Raw genomic sequence first — 15,605 nt, 5'->3', positions numbered from 1 at the left:
GTCACCCCGAGATCTGGACCTGCTGGTCCGCACCCCACAGGAGCAGCGTCAGCAGGATGTCGACGACGGTGAGCGAGATGATGCTGGCCCGGATCGCGCGGCCGGTCGCCCGGCCCACGCCCTCGGGGCCGCCGGTGGCGGTGAAGCCGTGGTAGCAGTGGATGAGCGTCACCACGGTCGTCAGCACGACCACCTTGATCGCGGAGTAGATGACGTCGACCGGCGCGACGAAGGTGCGGAAGTAGTGGTCGTAGGTGCCGGCGGACTGGCCGTAGAAGGTGGTGACCATGAGGTCGGTGGCGACGTACGTGCCGACCAGGCCGATCAGGTAGAGCGGCAGCACGACGATCCACGCGGCGACCAGGCGGGTGCTGACCAGGTAGGGGATCGGGCGGATCGCCATCGACTCCAGCGCGTCGATCTCCTCGCTGATCCGCATCGCGCCCAGCCGTGAGGTGAAGCCGCAGCCGATCCGGGCGGCGAAGCCGAGCGCGGCGACCATCGGCGCGAGCTCGCGGGTGTTGGCGTACCCGGAGATGAACCCGGTCAGCGGCGCCAGGCCGATCACGTCGAGGCCCTGGTAGCCCTCGAGGCCGACCTCGGTGCCGGTCAGGGTGGACAGGAGCAGGACGACGCCCACGACCCCGCCGCCGACGAGGAAGATGCCGGAGCCGAGGGTGACCTCGGCCAGCACCCGCTGGATCTCGCCGCGATAGCGGGTGAGCGCGACCGGCAGTGCCACGACCGCGCGCCAGGCCAGCACGAGCTGCAGGCCGATGCCGGCCAGCGGGCCGACGACGGCCTTGTCGACGGTCTCCTCGATCGCGGTCACGGCGTGGGTCATCCGATCGGCCCGCCGGCGAAGGTGCTGTAGACCTGCGAGATCACGAAGTTGGCCGCGAAGAGCAGCACGAAGTTGGTCACCACGGCGCTGGTCACCGCCTCGCCGACGCCGGTCGGGCCGCGCTCGGCCCGCAGGCCCTTGTACGACGCCACGAGGGCGCAGATCACCGCGAAGATCGCCGCCTTGGCCAGCGAGAGCCACAGGTCGGAGACCTGGGCCAGGGTGGTGACCGAGGCGAGGTAGCTGCCCGGCGGCAGGTCCTGCAGCACCACGCTGACGCTCAGCGTGGTGATGATCGTGAAGAACATGACCACGCCGTTGAGGAGCACCGCGACGGCGATGATGGCGAACATGCGCGGCACCACGAGCCGCTCGACCACCGAGAGGCCCATGACCTCCATCGCGTCGATCTCCTCGCGGATCCGGCGCGAGCCGAGGTCGGCGCAGATCGCGGAGCCCGCGACGCCCGACAGCATCAGCGCGGTGATCAGGGGAGAGGCCTGGCGTACGACGGCCAGGGTGTTGCCGGCGCCGGTGAACGCGACGGCGCCGACTTCCTGGGCCAGCACGCCGACCTGCAGCGCGAGGATGATGCCGAACGGGACCGAGACCGCCAGCGCGGGCAGCGTGCAGACCCGGATCGCGTACCAGGTCTGCACGACCGTCTCCGCCAGCGGGAACCGGCGTCCGACGATGGTGTCGAGCGCGGCGGTGAGCACCCGGCGGGTGAACCCGAGCAGCGCGATGACCTCCGCCAGCGGCTTGCCGAGCGCCGGGAGGACCCGCGGGGCGCTGTGGGCGGGCATGGCGCTCCTGTCGTCGTACTGCTGCGGTCAGGCTCGGAGGGGGCACGATGACAGTAGAACTGTCACACACGTACTGTCCACGTGGATGTGACGCACGTCAACCCTTTCCGATATCCCGCGTTGCACACGGCAAATGACAGTCGTACTGTGACAGTCATGAGTTCTGTTGCGGGGGTGGACTCGGCACCCCAGGCCGACGACGGCGGCCCCCTGCGCACCGTCGACGAGCTGGCCGCGGCCGCCGGCCTGACCGTGCGCACCACCCGCTACTACGCCAGCCTCGGCCTGCTCCCGCCGCCCGCCCGGCGCGGCCGGATGGCGTGGTACGACGACACCCACCTCGCGCGCCTGGAGATGATCCGCGCGCTGCAGGGCCACGGCTTCACGCTGCAGGCGATCGAGAAGTACCTCGCCTCACTGCCCGCCGACGCCGGCGTCGAGGACCTCGCCGTGCAGCGGGCGATGCTGACGTCGTGGACCGTGGGGGAGCCCCAGGAGCTCACCCGCCGCCAGCTCGACCAGCACGCCGGGCGCCGCCTCACCGACGACGAGGTGACCCTGATCGAGGAGTTCGGCCTGCTCCGGGTCGCGACCGACGAGCGGGGCGCGGTGCGCTACACCCCCGTCCACGGGTTCGACGTCGCCGTGCAGCTGCTCGAGGTCGACATCCCCGTCGCCGGCATGCGCGCCGCCGGCGACGCCATCGAGAAGCACATGTCGGCGCTCGCCGAGGAGCTCACGCGCGTGCTCCACGACGAGGTGGTCGAGCCCTGGCGCCACGCCAGCGCCCACCCCTCCCGCGAGGACGCCGAGCAGCTCGAGGCCACCATCAGCACCCTGCGCCGGCTCACGCTCGACGCGATCGTGCGCGGCTTCCAGCGCTCGGCCAACAAGGTCATCGCGCGGTCGCTGGACCGGGCTGATCGTTGAGTTGCCGCATCCTCACCGTTGAGTTGCCGCATCCTCGCGGTTGAGTTGCCGCCTCGGGCAACTCGACGGTGAGTTCGGGGCGACTCAACCCGCTCGGGGGCTGAACCGGCGGACGAACCGGGCCTGGAAGGGCGTCTCGACCGCGCGGGCGTCGTACCGCTGACGCACCCAGGCCACCGCGGCGGTGGACGGTACGCCGTCGAGCACCGCGAGGCAGGACAGCGCCGTCCCGGTGCGTCCGCGCCCACCCGCACAGGCGATCTCGACCCGCTCGGTGGCGGCGCGGGCGAGGGCGTCCTCGAGCGCCGCGCGCAGGTCGGCGGGATCGGCGGGGAGCCGGAAGTCGGGCCACCGCACCCAGCGCGTGCTCCAGGCGAGCGGGGCGGGCGCCCGGCCGAGCAGGTAGGTGCCGAACTCGGGCAGCGGGCCCTCGGGCACCGGCCGGCGCAGGCCGCGAGCACGGACCAGGCGGCCCGACGGCAGGGTCACCACGCCCGGTGCGTCCGGGTCCCACGCTCGGGCCACCGGTTCAACGTACTAAGGTCGCGCCCGTGACCCAACGCACTCTCGTCCTGCTCAAGCCCGACGCGGTACGCCGTGGCCTGGTCGGCAACGTGCTGGCCCGGTTCGAGGCCAAGGGCCTGGGCATCGTCGCCATGGAGCACCGCCACATCGACGCGGCGATGGCCGACGCCCACTACGCCGAGCACGTCGAGCGCGACTTCTACCCGCCGCTGCGCACGTTCGTGACGAGCGGTCCGCTGGTGGCGCTGGTGCTCGAGGGTGACGAGGCGATCGAGGTGGTCCGCGCGCTCAACGGCGCGACCGACGGCCGCAAGGCCGCCCCCGGCACCATCCGGGGCGACCTGTCGCTGTCGAACCGCGAGAACCTGGTCCACGGGTCCGACTCGCCGGAGTCGGCCGCGCGCGAGATCGCGCTCTGGTTCCCCGAGCTCTGACCCGCGCCGCTGCATGAATCCCCGGTCGGCCGGGGATCCATGCGCTTGTCAGGGGTTGCAACGCCTGCCCAGCGCAGGAACTGCCTGCCCGCTGTGACGGGTGTGACTCCTGAGACTCGCCGCGCCGTACCGGCGTGCCTGCGCGGCCAGACCCCGTGCGTTCCTTACGCTCGCAAGCGGAGACCGGCGGATCGTGCGCTCGTCGGCCTCCCCGGCGCACTCCTCGCACCACGAGGGGAGCGGGCCGGCTTCCCCGACGCGCGCGGACGGACCTGTCGCTCGACCGGTCCGGTGACGTCTTGCGAGGAAGCGTGAGGGCGAACTCCATCATCGGCCGCGACATGGCCGTGGACCTCGGTACCGCCAACACGCTCGTCTACGTCCGCCGCCGGGGCGTGCTGCTCGACGAGCCGAGCGTGGTGGCACTCAACGACGGCACCGGCGAGGTGATCGCCGTCGGGCACCAGGCCAAGCAGATGCTGGGCCGTACGCCGGACAACATCACCGCGCTGCGCCCGCTGCGCGACGGCGTGATCGCCGACTTCGAGGCGACCGAGCAGATGCTGCGCCACTTCATCGCGCGCGTGCACCGCCGGCGCTACTTCGCCAAGCCCCGCATGGTCATCTGCGTCCCCAGCTCGATCACCCCGGTCGAGCAGCGCGCGGTCAAGGAGGCCGGCTACCAGGCCGGCGCCCGCCGCGTATACGTCGTCGAGGAGCCGATGGCCGCCGCGATCGGCGCGGGGCTGCCGGTGCACGAGGCGACCGGCAACATGATCGTCGACGTCGGCGGCGGTACGACGGAGGTCGCCGTCATCTCGCTCGGCGGCATCGTCACGTCCCTGTCCATCCGCACCGCCGGCGACGACCTCGACGCCGCGATCATCGCGTGGATGAAGAAGGAGCACGGCGTGATGCTCGGCGAGCGCACCGCCGAGGACGTCAAGATCACCCTGGGCTCGGCCTTCCCGCGCCCCGGCGAGCCGCAGGGCGAGGTCCGCGGCCGCGACATGGTCACCGGCCTCCCGCGCACCGTCGAGGTCACCAGCGCCGACATCCGGCACGCGCTCGAGGAGCCGCTGCACGCCATCGTCGACGCCGTCCGGGTCACCCTCGACCAGACGCCGCCCGAGCTGGCCGGCGACATCATGGACCGCGGCATCGTGCTCACCGGCGGGGGAGCGCTGCTGCGCGGCCTCGACGAGCGCATCCGCCACGAGACGGGCATGCCCGTCCACGTCGCCGAGGACCCGCTGGTGTCCGTCGCGATGGGTGCGGGCCGCTGTGTCGAGGAGTTCGAGGCCCTCCAGCAGGTGCTCGTGACCAACCAGCGACGGTTTTAGTGGTCACCTCCAGGCATTCGCCGTGCGCCCCGCGCCCCGAGCACGCGCCTCGCAGCGTTGGCGTCGCTCGCGAGACAACCCGGTATGGCTTCGCTCCGCCGCCTTGCGATGCACGCACCCGGAGCACGGGGCGCCCCCACCGACTGCCTGGAGGTGACCACTGATGGCCATCGACACCCGACCGCCGAGCCAGGTACGCCGCACCGGCACCTCCCGCGACCCCGAGCGCGACTCCGGCCGCCCGGCCCGGTCCCTGGTCGTCGCGCTCGTGCTCGCGTCGGCGGCGCTGATGGTGGTCGACAAGGCCGGGGGCGACGGCTCGCCGGTCGACCCGGTACGCCGCGTGGTGGGCGAGGTCGTCGGCCCCGTCCAGGCCGGCGTGTCCACCGTCGTCCGCCCGCTCGTCGACCTGCCCGGCGCGCTCCGGTCCAACGGCTCGCTGCGCGACGACGTCAGCCGGCTCGAGGCCGAGAACGCCGACCTGCGCAACCAGCTCGGCAAGGCCGGGTACGACGACCAGCGCCTCGCCGACCTCGAGGGGCTGCGCGCCCTGTCCGGTGACATCGGATACGCCCTCGTGCCCGCCCGGGTGATCGCGATCGGCGCCGCGCAGTCGTTCTCCAGCACGATCACCCTCGACGCCGGGTCCGACGCGGGCCTGCGCCCCGACATGACCGTGGTCGCAGCAGCGGGCCTGGTCGGCCGGATCACCTCGGTCACCGCGCACACCGCCACCGTGCTGCTCATCGTCGACGACACGTCGTCGGTCGGCGGCCGGATCGGCGACAACCAGGAGCTCGGCTTCGTGCGCGGCCACGGCACGCTCGGCACCGACGACCGGCTCGAGCTCGAGCTCGCCGACCGCAACGTGGTCCCGAAGGTCGGCCAGCAGATCGTGACCTGGGGCAGCGAGGGCGGCTCGCCGTACGTCGCCGGGGTTCCGATCGGCACGGTCGGCAAGGTCTACGAGTCGCTGCGGGAGACGTCGTACCGCGCCGTCATCACGCCGGCGGTCGACTTCACCGCGCTCGACCTGGTCGGCGTCGTGGTGCCCTACGGCACCAAGGGCCGCGTGATCGAGGGAGGCACGCAGTGAACCGCCGCGGCCGGCTGGTCGCCACCCTCGTCGCCGTCTTCGCCGCGCTGCTGCTGCAGGTGACGGTGCTGCCCAACTTCGCCTGGGACGTGGGCGGGCTCGGCGTGGTCCCCGACGTCGTGCTGCTCGTCGTGGTCGCGACCGCCGTCGCCACCGACACCCGCTTCGCCACCCTGACCGGCTTCTGGGCCGGCCTCCTGCTCGACATCGCGCCGCCCGCCGACCACCTCGCCGGCCGTTGGGCGCTCGCTCTCATGGTCGTGGGGTACGTCGTGGGCCGGCTCGTCCACGACAACGCCGGCGATGTCGGTGCCGGCAGCCGCTTCGCCCGCGAGGGCGTACGACGACCGCCGCTGCCGCTCGCCCTGGCCGCCGCCGCGGGCGGGTCGTTCGTCGGCACCTCGGTCTTCGCGCTCACCGGACTGCTGCTGCGCGACTCCAGCGCGGCGATCGGCGACCTGCTGCCCGTGGCGCTGATCGCGCTGGTGCTCGACGTGGTGGCGGCGCTGGTCGTCGTGCCCGCGACGTTGTGGCTGCTCGAGCGCACCACGAGCGACGGCCTGCCGCGTCCCTCCCAGCGGATCCGGGTGCGAACGTGAGCGCAGCCGCATCCCACCGCAGCCGGCTGCGCCTGATCGTCATCCAGACACTGGTCTTCTCGCTGCTGGCCACCCTCGGCGCGCGGCTCTACTACCTCCAGGTCGTCTCGGGTGAGCGCTACCAGGGCAAGGCCGCCTCGCAGTCGGTACGCGAGATCGTGGTGCAGCCGCAGCGCGGCCTGATCGTCGACGCGATGGGCCGCCCGCTGGTGACCAACCGGCTGATCTGGGTGGTCTCGATCGACCGCACCCTGATCGGCAAGATGTCGGCGGCCGACCGCACCGAGCTGCTGGCCCGCACCTCCGACGCGATCGAGGTCCCCGTCGAGAAGATCGCCGCCAAGCTGCTGCTGTGCGGCGACACCGGCGCGGTCGCCGGCCAGTGCTGGAACGGCTCGCCCTACCAGCCCGTCCCGGTCGCGCAGGACGTCAAGGAGGGCGCCGCGCTGCGGATCCTCGAGCAGCCCGAGGACTTCCCGGGCGTGGTGGTCGACCGCCAGAGCGTGCGGCAGTACCCCTCGCCGTACGGCATCAACGCGGCCCACCTGCTCGGCTACCTCAGCCCGATCACCAAGGACGAGCTCGAGTCCGCCGAGGACTCCGGTGACAGCTCGGTCAACGGCGCCTCCGTCGTCGGGCGCGCCGGCGTCGAGAAGGAGTACGACGAGTGGCTGCGCGGACAGCCCGGCTACGACCAGGTCGCCGTCGACTCCAAGGGCCGGGTCCGCGAGGACGTCTCCGGCCTCGAGGCGCAGCCCGGCGACACCCTGGTCACCTCGATCGACGCGAAGGTGCAGAGCGTGGTCGAGGAGCAGCTCGCGAACATGATCGCGACCCAGCGCCAGACCCGCGACCCGGTCACCAAGCGCAACTTCGAGGCCGACTCCGGCGCCGCCGTGGTGATGGAGGCGAAGACCGGCCGGATCGTGGCGATGGCCAGCCAGCCGACGTACGACCCCTCGGTGTGGGTCGGCGGGATCACCGACAAGCAGCTGGCGCGGCTCTACTCCGAGGCGGCCGGCACGCCGCTGCTCGCCCGCTCCTTCCAGGGACAGTTCGCGCCGGGCTCGACCTGGAAGCCGTTCATGACCGTCGGTGCGCTGACCCACGGCTACTCGCCCTCCACGGTGCTGCCGTGCTCGTCGGCCGTGCAGATCGGCAACCGCGCCTTCCACAACCACGAGTCGGCGGCGTACGGCCCGATCACCTTCGCCCGCGCGCTCGAGGTCTCCTGCAACACCTTCTTCTTCCAGGTCGGCATGCACTTCTGGCAGACCCTCGGCTCCGACCCCGACGACGCGAAGGCCAAGGACCCGCTGGTCGAGCAGGCCGAGAGGTTCGGCTTCGGCGAGCGCACCGGCGTCGACCTGCCGGGCGAGGCCTCGGGCCGGGTCGCGGACCGCAAGTGGAAGCGCAAGTACTACGAGTCGATGAAGGGCTACTACTGCGGCATCGCCCACAAGCCGCAGGACACTGGGCCGAAGGGGACCTCCGACTTCGTCTACAAGTTCGCCCGCGAGTTCTGCGTCGAGGGCTGGAAGTACAAGATCAGCGACGCCGCCAACTTCGCGATCGGCCAGGGCGACACCATCGTGACGCCGCTGCAGCTGGCGCGCGGGTACGCCGCCATCTCCAACGGCGGCACGCTGTGGGAGCCCCGGGTCGGCAAGGCGATCGTCTCGCCCGAGGGCAAGGTGATCCGCGAGATCGAGCCGAAGAAGGAGCGCAAGCTCAAGATCCCGGCCTCAGTGCTCAGCTACCTCGACGAGGCGCTGCAGGGCGTCGCCCTGCGCGGCACGATGAACTGGAAGCTGCAGGGCTTCCCGCTCGACAAGGTCCGGATCCGCGCCAAGACCGGCTCGGCGGAGGTCTACGGCAAGCAGTCGACGGGCTGGGTCGCGTCCTACACCAAGGACTACGTGGTCGTGATGATGATGAGCCAGGGCGGCACGGGCTCCGGCTCGACCGGTGCGGGCGTCCGGGCGATCTGGGAGGCGCTGTACGGCGTCGACGGCGACCAGGTCGACCCCGGCAAGGCCACGATCCCCGGCGTCACGCCGCCGGCCCAGCTGCCGACGTTCGGCGACGACGGCTCGATCCTCCCGCCGGCGCGGGCGAAGGGTGGCGACCAGTGAGCAACCGGATCCCCGGCCGCGGCCAGGCCAGCACCCGCCGTACGACGGCCTCCCGGCGCGTCGGGCGCCTGCAGTGGGCCGACCTCGACCTGGTCATGCTCGGCGCCGTCCTCGTCCTGTCGCTGCTCGGCTGCCTGCTGATCTGGTCGGCCACCCTCGAGCGCGACGACCTCACCGGTGGCGACACCCGGGCCTTCCTGGTCAAGCAGGTCGTCAACGTCGTGATCGGGGTCGGTCTGATGCTGTTGGTGGTGGTCACCGACCACCGCTGGGTGCGGATCCTCGCGCCGATCGGCTACCTCGTCGCGATCGGCGGGCTGGTGCTCGTGCTCGTGATGGGCTCGACGATCAACGGCTCCCGCTCGTGGCTGATCCTCGGCGGGATGTCCTTCCAGCCCTCCGAGCTGGCCAAGCTCGCCGTCGTGGTCGGCATGGCGCTGGTCGTCGCCGAGCGCAGCGAGGGCCGCTGGCGCGACCGCGTCGGCACCTCCGACGTGCTGCTCATGCTGCTGGTCGCCGGCGTACCCGCCGTGCTGATCCTGACACAGCCCGACCTCGGCACCATGCTCGTGCTCACCGCCACCGTCTTCGGCGTGATCGCGGCCTCCGGTGCCCACCGGCGCTGGCTGCTGCTGCTCGCCGGTGGCGGCGTGCTGGCGGCGGTCGCGGCGGTGTCGAGCGGGATGCTGAAGGAGTACCAGGTCGACCGGTTCCTCGCCTTCACCAACCCCGCGCTCGACCCGAAGGGGGCCGGCTACAACGTCGAGCAGGCCCGGATCGCGGTCGGCAACGGTGGCCTGTTCGGGCAGGGGCTGTTCCACGGCTCGCAGACCCAGTCCGGCTTCGTCCCCGAGCAGCACACCGACTTCGTGTTCACCGTCGCCGGCGAGGAGCTCGGCCTGGTCGGCGCCGCGCTGGTCGTGGCCCTGCTCGGCGTCGTGCTGTGGCGCGCGCTGCGCATCGCCACCCGCACCGACGACGTCTTCGGCCGCATCGCCGCGGCCGGCATCGCCTGCTGGTTCGGCTTCCAGGCCTTCCAGAACATCGGCATGTGCCTCGGCATCATGCCCGTCACCGGCGTCCCGCTGCCGTTCGTGTCGTACGGCGGCTCGTCCATGTTCGCCGGGATGCTCGCCGTCGGGCTGCTCCAGAACATCCACCTGCGCACCCTCTCCGCGCCCGCGTCGCGACTCGCGGCCCAGCAGCGGGTGCTCGTCCGGGGCTGATGGAGTACGTCGCAACTACCGAATTCGTCGTGGTGCGGCCCATCTCACGACATATCCGGTAGTTGCGACGTACGTACCCGACCACGCATCCGGCAGGATGGGGCCGTGCTGACCGTCCGCCGTGCGCCGCGCTCCCGCGTGCGTCTCTCGGCGACGCTCGGCAGCCTCGAGAGCGTGACCGCGCTGGTCCTGGCCCACCTGGCGGCCGGGGGAGAGGTCCCGTCGGTCGGCTGGCTGGCCGCCTTCGCCGTCCTCGTGTACGGCGCAAGCACAGTCGTGCTGCGCGAGCGCGCCAGCGTCCGGGTGGTCCTGCCGGGCCTCCTGGCGGCCCAGGTGCTCGGCCACGCGTGGCTGGTCGCCCTGGTCCCCGCCCAGCACCCCGGCCACGAGCACGCGGCGTCGGCCTTCCTCGGGCTCACCCCGGTGATGCTGGGCGCCCACCTGCTGGCGGCCGTGGTCACCGGCGTCATGTGGGTGCTGCGCCGCCGGGCCGTGGAGGTGCTGCTGGGCTGGACCGAGCAGGGCGTCGTACCTCCTCCTGCGATGCGCCGCACCGGCCCACCGGCACCGCGACGCACCCGCACCGCGCGCGAGCACCGTGCCCTCGCCCCGACCCGTGGTCCGCCGGCGGGCTCTCTCGCGATCGCCTGACTCCCTGACTCAGTGGGAGGCAGGCCGTTCGCCGCGCCCCCGAACACCCGAGTCAACCGAGAGAGACATCCATGCAGATCCGACGCTTCACCCTGCCCACCCTCGGCGCCACCGCGGCGCTCGGCATCGTCGCCCTGACCGCCGGCGCCGCGAGCGCCCACGTCAGCGTGTCGCCCGACACCACCGCAGCCGGCTCGTACGCCGTCCTCACCTTCAGCATGCCCCACGGCTGTGAGGGGTCGCCGACGACCAAGGTGGCCATCCAGATGCCTGAGGACGTCCCGCAGGTCACGCCGACCGTCAACCCGAACTGGACCGTCGAGAAGGTCAGCGAGAAGCTCGCCGAACCGCTGAAGGACGCCCACGGCAACGAGATCACCGAGCGGGTCAGCCAGGTGGTCTACACCGCGAAGACCCCGCTGGCCGACGGCTACCGCGACACCCTCGCGCTGTCCCTGCAGCTGCCCGAGAAGGTGGGCGAGACCCTCACCTTCCCGGTGCTGCAGACCTGCGAGAAGGGCGAGACCGCCTGGAACGAGACCCCGGCCGAGGGCCAGGACGAGGAGGAGCTGGAGAACCCGGCGCCTGCCCTGACCGTCACCGAGGCCAGCGCCGAGGGCCACCACGGCGGCGCGGCGGAGTCCGACGAGAAGGCCGACGACACCGCCACCGCGAAGGCCGACGCCGCGGACGACGAGGGCGACGGCAACGGCCTCGCCATCGGCGGCCTGGTCGCCGGCATCGGCGGCCTCGCGCTCGGCGGCCTCGCCCTGGCCCGCTCCGGCAAGAAGGCCTGAGGGCCCGATGATGCGGCGTGTGCCGGCGTACCTGCTCGCGGTCCTGGTCGCCGTCCTGACGGTGGTCGGGACCGCGGGGCCGGCGTCGGCACACGCCACCCTCGTCTCCACCGACCCCGCCGAGGGGACGGTCCTGCCCGAGGCGCCGAGCGAGGTGAGCTTCACCTTCGACGAGCCGGTCCAGCTCGTTCCCGACGGCCTGCTCGCCTTCGACGCCGCGGGCAAGCGGGTCGACGTCGAGGCGTCCGCCAAGGGCGTCGAGGTGACCGGGCGGCTGCCGGGCGAGCTCGACAACGGGACCTACGTCGTCACCTGGCGCGTGGTCTCCGCCGACGGCCACCCGATCGCCGGCTCGCTCACCTTCCACGTCGGAGCACCCAGCCCGAAGGTCGTCCCGCCCCAGACCGGCCCGGCCGACCCGGGCGCGGTGCCGACCGTGCAGGGCATCGTGCACGGCCTCGACTACGCCGCACTGCTCCTGGCCGGCGGGCTGGCGCTCTTCCTGGCCTGGACCGCACGCGGTGTCCGCCTGCCCGATGACGTACGACGACGCCTGGTGCGCGTGCTCCGCGGCAGCGCACTGGTGGCGGTGCTCGCGGCGGCGCTCGCCGTACCGCTGGCGGGGGCGTACCAGCTCGGCTCCGGCCTCGGCGGCGTCCTCGACCCGGGCTCGTTCGACCCCGGCCTGGTGCAGGACGACCTGCAGGTGCTCGCCCTCCAGGCCGCCGGCCTCGGCGTCGCGGCCTGGGCGGCCGGGCAGGCGCGCTCGTCGCTGGTCGTCGACCTCGTCACCGCGCTGGCCGTGTGGTCACCCGCGCTCGTCGGCCACACCCGCGCCTACGAGCCCAGCATGCTGCTCGTGGTCACCGACGCGCTGCACCTCAGCGCCGGTGCGGTCTGGCTCGGCGGGCTCGTCGGCCTCGCGCTCGCCCTGCCCGCGATCGCCGGGCGGCCCAAGGACGCGGCGCTCCTGATCACCCGGTTCTCGACGGTCGCGGCCGCGCTGCTGACCGCGCTCGCCGTCACCGGCGTGCTGATGGCCTGGCGCATCGTCGGTGCCTGGGCGCCGCTCGTCGAGGAGACCTGGGGCCGGCTGCTGCTGGTGAAGGTCGCCCTCGTGCTGGTGGTCGTGGCGATCGCGGCCTACAACCGGTTCCGGTTGGTGCCGCGCGTCGCGGGCGACGGCGGGCACGACCAGCGCCGGCTCGCGACCGGCCTGGTCCGGCGTACCGTCGTGGCCGAGGCCGCCCTGCTGGTCGCGGTCCTCGGCGTCACCGGTTTCCTCACCCAGAAGCCGCCGGGCGGTGAGGCGCCTGCCGAGGCGCGGACCGCCGACACCGGTGTCGTGACCGGGGTCGCCGGCGACGACCTCAAGGTGCTCGCTGTGTTGGACCCCGGCCCGGGCCTGCAGCGCAGGCTGATCGTCCAGGTGCAGAACCTCGCCGGCGACCCGCTCGACCTGGCCGGCGCCCCGGCCGTGGCGCTGCGCTCCGAGAGCGTCGACCTCGGCACGATCCCGGTCGTGCCGAGCGGCGCCGGCACCTACTCCGCCGACGTCGTCTTCCCGCACACCGGTACCTGGAAGCTGCAGGTCAGCATCCGGGTCGACACGTTCACCAGCCCGGTGACGACCCTGGACCTCAGGGTGCGCTGACGCCCCAGTCGCTGAACCTCAGCTCGACCCCGGGCTCGGCGGTGACCTTGACCGGCCGGTCCTGGGCGTCGAGCCAGACGTCGGCGTCGAGGGTGTCGGGGAGCATGGCCTGGACCTGCGCCGGCAGCGTGATGCCGGCGAGCGCGGCCCGTGGGTCGAGGGTGATCCGGTAGTGCTCGGTCGCGACGCCGTCGACCTGCTCGGCACCGACGTGGACCAGCTGCTGGGGGAGGGCGACCTTCCCGAGCGCGTCGGCGATCGGCGTGGTGTCGACGGTCAGCTCGCGGGCCGGGCCGCCGGCGAGCGAGGCGTCGACCCGGACGCTGCCGGCGGTGCGCAGCGCCGTGGCGACCGCCTCGACCACGGGACGCGCGTCCTCGGCGGTCCCCTCCTGCGCGGAGGGCGTGGGCGTCGAGGACGACGATGCGGACGAGGTCGTGCTCGGTGTGGAGCCGGACCTCTGGGGCTTGTCGTCGCCACCGCAGCCGGCGAGGAGCACCGACGAGGCGAGCAGTACGGCGACGGGGCCGGCGATGCGCGGGTTCACGAGTTCTCCTTCAAGGCGTTGACCGGTGCCGTCACCGCGAGCTGGTGGAGCAGCCCGTCGACGCGCACCTGCAGGAACAGCCGGTAGTCGCCGGGCTGGGTGAAGACGGTGTGGAAGGTGAGGACGGTCCCGTCGTCGGTGACCTCGGGGGCGCCGTAGGGGTGGACGTGGACGAACCCGCGCGAGTCGACCGCGAAGCCGGTCAGGTGCGCGCTGGTGCCGAGGTAGCTGCCCAGCGCCACCGGCTCGCCGTCGGCGTCGGTCAGCCGCAGCCGCAGCCGTCCGTTGGGCCCGACCTCGCCCTCGGCCCGCAGCCGGGCCCGCACGACGCCGTCGTCGCCGGTCTCGGCCGGCTTGCCCCGCGGTACGTCGACCGGCGTCCAGTCGCCAGCCACGCGCAGCGTCGTACCGAGGACGATCGGGTTCGCCGCGCCCTGCGGGATGAACTCGGCGACCACACGCCACCTGCCCGGCGTACCGAGGTCGACGCGGGCGGTCCAGGTGCCGTCGTCGGCGAGGGTGGGGTGGAGGTGGCGGAACTGGTCGAGGTCGTCGCGCACGACGTAGAGGTGGAGCAGCTTGGTCTGCTCCTCGGTGTAGGCCGTCAGCGGCGCGCCGGACGGGTCGAGGATCCGGAAGGACACGTCGCCCGTGCCGTCGGCGCCGGGCAGCGTGACGTCGGTCATCCGGTAGCCCTCGACCTCGGCGGCGGTGCCGTCGCCGACCGGGTTGCCGACCGGCTGGGCGCCGGACCCCCCGTCCTTGGCGGGGGTGAGCACGATCCGGTCGGGGTCGGCGGCCGGCTCGTCGGCGGAGCAGGCGGCCAGGCCGAGCGCGAGCATGGTCGCGGTGGCGGTGGCGAGGACACGCCCTGGCAGGCGGCGGCTCACGGCGCCACCGTCAGCAGCAGGAAGGCCGCGAGGAGGAGCAGGTGCACGATGCCGTTGAGCGGCTTGGCACGCCCGGGCACCACGGTCAGGATCCCGACTACCGAGGACAGTGCGAGCAGCACGAGCTGGAGCGGGTCGAGCCCGAGCGCGAGGTCGCCGTCGAGCCAGATCGATGCCACCGCGATCGCTGGAATGGTGAGGCCGATCGAGGCCATCGCCGAGCCGTAGGCGAGGTTCAGGCTGATCTGGACGCGCTGCTGACGGGCGGCGCGCACCGCGGCGATCGTCTCGGGCAGCAGCACCAGCATCGCGATCACCACGCCGACCACGGCGTGCGGGAAGCCCAACCAGTCGACGGCATCCTCGATCGAGTAGGACTCGACCTTCGCCAGGCCGACGACCGTCACCAGCGAGACGATCAGCAGCACCAGGGCGACCTTCGTCTCCCGACCGGTCGGAGGGTCCGCGTGGTCGTCGCCGTCGGCGTCGTTCTGCGCCGTCCAGCCGCCGGGGGTGGAGGTGGTGCCGGGCAGGAAGAAGTCGCGGTGGCGGACGGTCTGGGTGAACACGAACGATCCGTAGAGCACGAGCGAGGCGAGCGCTGCGAAGGTCAGCTGGGTGCCGGTGAGGACCGGACCGGACTCGCTGACGGTGAAGGTCGGCACGACCAGGGTCAGGCCGGCGAGCGTGATCACCGTCGCCAGAGCCGATCCGGTGCCTTCCGGGTTGAAGACGGCGAGATGGTGGCGGACCGCGCCCACCACCAGCGCCAGTCCGACGATGCCGTTGACCGTGATCATCACCGCCGCGAAGACCGTGTCGCGGGCCAGCGTGGAGGTGTCGCCGCTGCCGGAGACCATCAGCATCACGATCAGGCCGACCTCGATCACCGTCACGGCGACGGCCAGGAGCAGCGAGCCGAACGGCTCACCCACCTTGTGTGCCACGACCTCGGCGTGGTGGACCGCGGCGAGAACCGCCCCGATGAGGGCGACGCCGATCAGGCTGGCCGCGAGCGGGCCGGGGTGCGTGCCCCAGCTCACGGCGAGCACGATCGCCGCGAGAGGCGGCGTGAACACCGTCCACCCGAGTCGTCCGGAGGTGGAGGCGCTCATGGTGCTCGATCCT

At 72.6% G+C, this 15,605-nt stretch carries 16 protein-coding genes; 10 read left to right on the top strand and 6 right to left on the bottom strand.

The window, feature by feature from the left end:
- Window position 1: 1 nt before the first annotated feature.
- Together FBY23_RS20215 and FBY23_RS20210 are read right to left on the bottom strand one after the other, a co-directional pair.
- On the bottom strand, window positions 2-832 hold the full coding sequence (locus FBY23_RS20215) for an ABC transporter permease (protein WP_260806102.1): 831 nt from the start codon (window positions 830-832) through the stop codon (window positions 2-4).
- Window positions 833-840: 8 nt separating this feature from the next.
- Window positions 841-1,650, bottom strand: a complete 810-nt coding sequence (locus tag FBY23_RS20210) for an ABC transporter permease (RefSeq protein WP_141799782.1) — start codon at window positions 1,648-1,650, stop codon at window positions 841-843.
- 156 nt (window positions 1,651-1,806) lie between these two features.
- On the opposite strand from FBY23_RS20210, the gene FBY23_RS26485 reads away from it, so the two are divergent.
- Window positions 1,807-2,580 (top strand): MerR family transcriptional regulator, encoded by a 774-nt coding sequence (locus tag FBY23_RS26485; protein ID WP_222117889.1) that lies wholly within the window; start codon window positions 1,807-1,809, stop codon window positions 2,578-2,580.
- Window positions 2,581-2,664: 84 nt separating this feature from the next.
- Here the strand turns inward: FBY23_RS26485 and FBY23_RS20200 are convergent, their stop codons facing one another.
- On the bottom strand, window positions 2,665-3,105 hold the full coding sequence (locus tag FBY23_RS20200) for a protein phosphatase (RefSeq protein ID WP_141799781.1): 441 nt from the start codon (window positions 3,103-3,105) through the stop codon (window positions 2,665-2,667).
- Window positions 3,106-3,131: 26 nt separating this feature from the next.
- Between FBY23_RS20200 and ndk the strand changes: the two genes are divergently transcribed.
- From ndk to FBY23_RS20155, 9 genes are all read left to right on the top strand, one after another.
- Window positions 3,132-3,539, top strand: coding sequence for a nucleoside-diphosphate kinase (ndk, locus tag FBY23_RS20195; protein WP_141799780.1), 408 nt, complete (start codon window positions 3,132-3,134; stop codon window positions 3,537-3,539).
- A 311-nt stretch (window positions 3,540-3,850) separates the two neighbouring features.
- Window positions 3,851-4,882: a rod shape-determining protein gene (locus tag FBY23_RS20190; protein WP_282428528.1), complete on the top strand. Its 1,032-nt coding sequence runs from the start codon at window positions 3,851-3,853 to the stop codon at window positions 4,880-4,882.
- Between the two features lie 163 nt (window positions 4,883-5,045).
- Window positions 5,046-5,978: a rod shape-determining protein MreC gene (mreC, locus tag FBY23_RS20185; RefSeq protein WP_141799779.1), complete on the top strand. Its 933-nt coding sequence runs from the start codon at window positions 5,046-5,048 to the stop codon at window positions 5,976-5,978.
- The gene (gene mreD / locus FBY23_RS20180) at window positions 5,975-6,577 is read left to right on the top strand and encodes a rod shape-determining protein MreD (protein WP_260806101.1); all 603 of its coding nucleotides are present in this window, start codon (window positions 5,975-5,977) and stop codon (window positions 6,575-6,577) included. The genes mreC and mreD overlap by 4 nt, the downstream gene beginning before the upstream one ends.
- A complete protein-coding gene (gene mrdA, locus FBY23_RS20175; protein WP_141799778.1) occupies window positions 6,574-8,712 on the top strand; it encodes a penicillin-binding protein 2 in 2,139 nt (712 codons plus the stop codon). The genes mreD and mrdA overlap by 4 nt, the downstream gene beginning before the upstream one ends.
- Complete coding sequence (gene rodA / locus FBY23_RS20170) at window positions 8,709-9,938, top strand: rod shape-determining protein RodA (RefSeq protein WP_260806100.1); 1,230 nt, start codon at window positions 8,709-8,711, stop codon at window positions 9,936-9,938. Before mrdA ends, rodA begins: the two co-directional genes overlap by 4 nt.
- Before the next feature lie 105 nt (window positions 9,939-10,043).
- Window positions 10,044-10,589, top strand: coding sequence for a hypothetical protein (locus FBY23_RS20165; protein ID WP_141799777.1), 546 nt, complete (start codon window positions 10,044-10,046; stop codon window positions 10,587-10,589).
- A 71-nt stretch (window positions 10,590-10,660) separates the two neighbouring features.
- Window positions 10,661-11,386 (top strand): YcnI family protein, encoded by a 726-nt coding sequence (locus tag FBY23_RS20160; RefSeq protein ID WP_141799776.1) that lies wholly within the window; start codon window positions 10,661-10,663, stop codon window positions 11,384-11,386.
- Window positions 11,387-11,393: 7 nt separating this feature from the next.
- Entirely contained in the window at window positions 11,394-13,040 is a 1,647-nt protein-coding gene (locus FBY23_RS20155) for a copper resistance CopC/CopD family protein (protein ID WP_141799775.1), read from the top strand.
- Here FBY23_RS20155 and FBY23_RS20150 read toward each other — a convergent pair.
- The 3 genes from FBY23_RS20150 to FBY23_RS20140 are packed head-to-tail and all read right to left on the bottom strand — an operon-like array spanning window position 13,027 to window position 15,592.
- Window positions 13,027-13,587 (bottom strand): hypothetical protein, encoded by a 561-nt coding sequence (locus tag FBY23_RS20150; RefSeq protein WP_141799774.1) that lies wholly within the window; start codon window positions 13,585-13,587, stop codon window positions 13,027-13,029. The genes FBY23_RS20155 and FBY23_RS20150 overlap by 14 nt on opposite strands.
- Window positions 13,584-14,477: a hypothetical protein gene (locus tag FBY23_RS20145; RefSeq protein WP_141799773.1), complete on the bottom strand. Its 894-nt coding sequence runs from the start codon at window positions 14,475-14,477 to the stop codon at window positions 13,584-13,586. The genes FBY23_RS20150 and FBY23_RS20145 overlap by 4 nt, the downstream gene beginning before the upstream one ends.
- On the bottom strand, window positions 14,474-15,592 hold the full coding sequence (locus tag FBY23_RS20140) for a calcium:proton antiporter (protein WP_141799772.1): 1,119 nt from the start codon (window positions 15,590-15,592) through the stop codon (window positions 14,474-14,476). The genes FBY23_RS20145 and FBY23_RS20140 overlap by 4 nt, the downstream gene beginning before the upstream one ends.
- Between the last annotated feature and the right edge of the window lie 13 nt (window positions 15,593-15,605).

It is taken from the genome of Nocardioides sp. SLBN-35, from assembly GCF_006715725.1.
Lineage (GTDB): Bacteria > Actinomycetota > Actinomycetes > Propionibacteriales > Nocardioidaceae > Nocardioides.
This window is presented reverse-complemented; position numbering and strand designations above follow the sequence as displayed.

What these genes read in the sequence shown, in the direction of transcription:
- FBY23_RS26485 (WP_222117889.1), top strand. Translation starts at nt 1,807, where the DNA reads ATGAGTTCTGTTGCGGGGGTGGACTCGGCACCCCAGGCCGACGACGGC.
- FBY23_RS20160 (WP_141799776.1), top strand. Translation starts at nt 10,661, where the DNA reads ATGCAGATCCGACGCTTCACCCTGCCCACCCTCGGCGCCACCGCGGCG.
- mreC (WP_141799779.1), top strand. Translation starts at nt 5,046, where the DNA reads ATGGCCATCGACACCCGACCGCCGAGCCAGGTACGCCGCACCGGCACC.
- FBY23_RS20210 (WP_141799782.1), bottom strand. Translation starts at nt 1,650, where the DNA reads ATGCCCGCCCACAGCGCCCCGCGGGTCCTCCCGGCGCTCGGCAAGCCG.
- FBY23_RS20155 (WP_141799775.1), top strand. Translation starts at nt 11,394, where the DNA reads ATGATGCGGCGTGTGCCGGCGTACCTGCTCGCGGTCCTGGTCGCCGTC.
- FBY23_RS20140 (WP_141799772.1), bottom strand. Translation starts at nt 15,592, where the DNA reads ATGAGCGCCTCCACCTCCGGACGACTCGGGTGGACGGTGTTCACGCCG.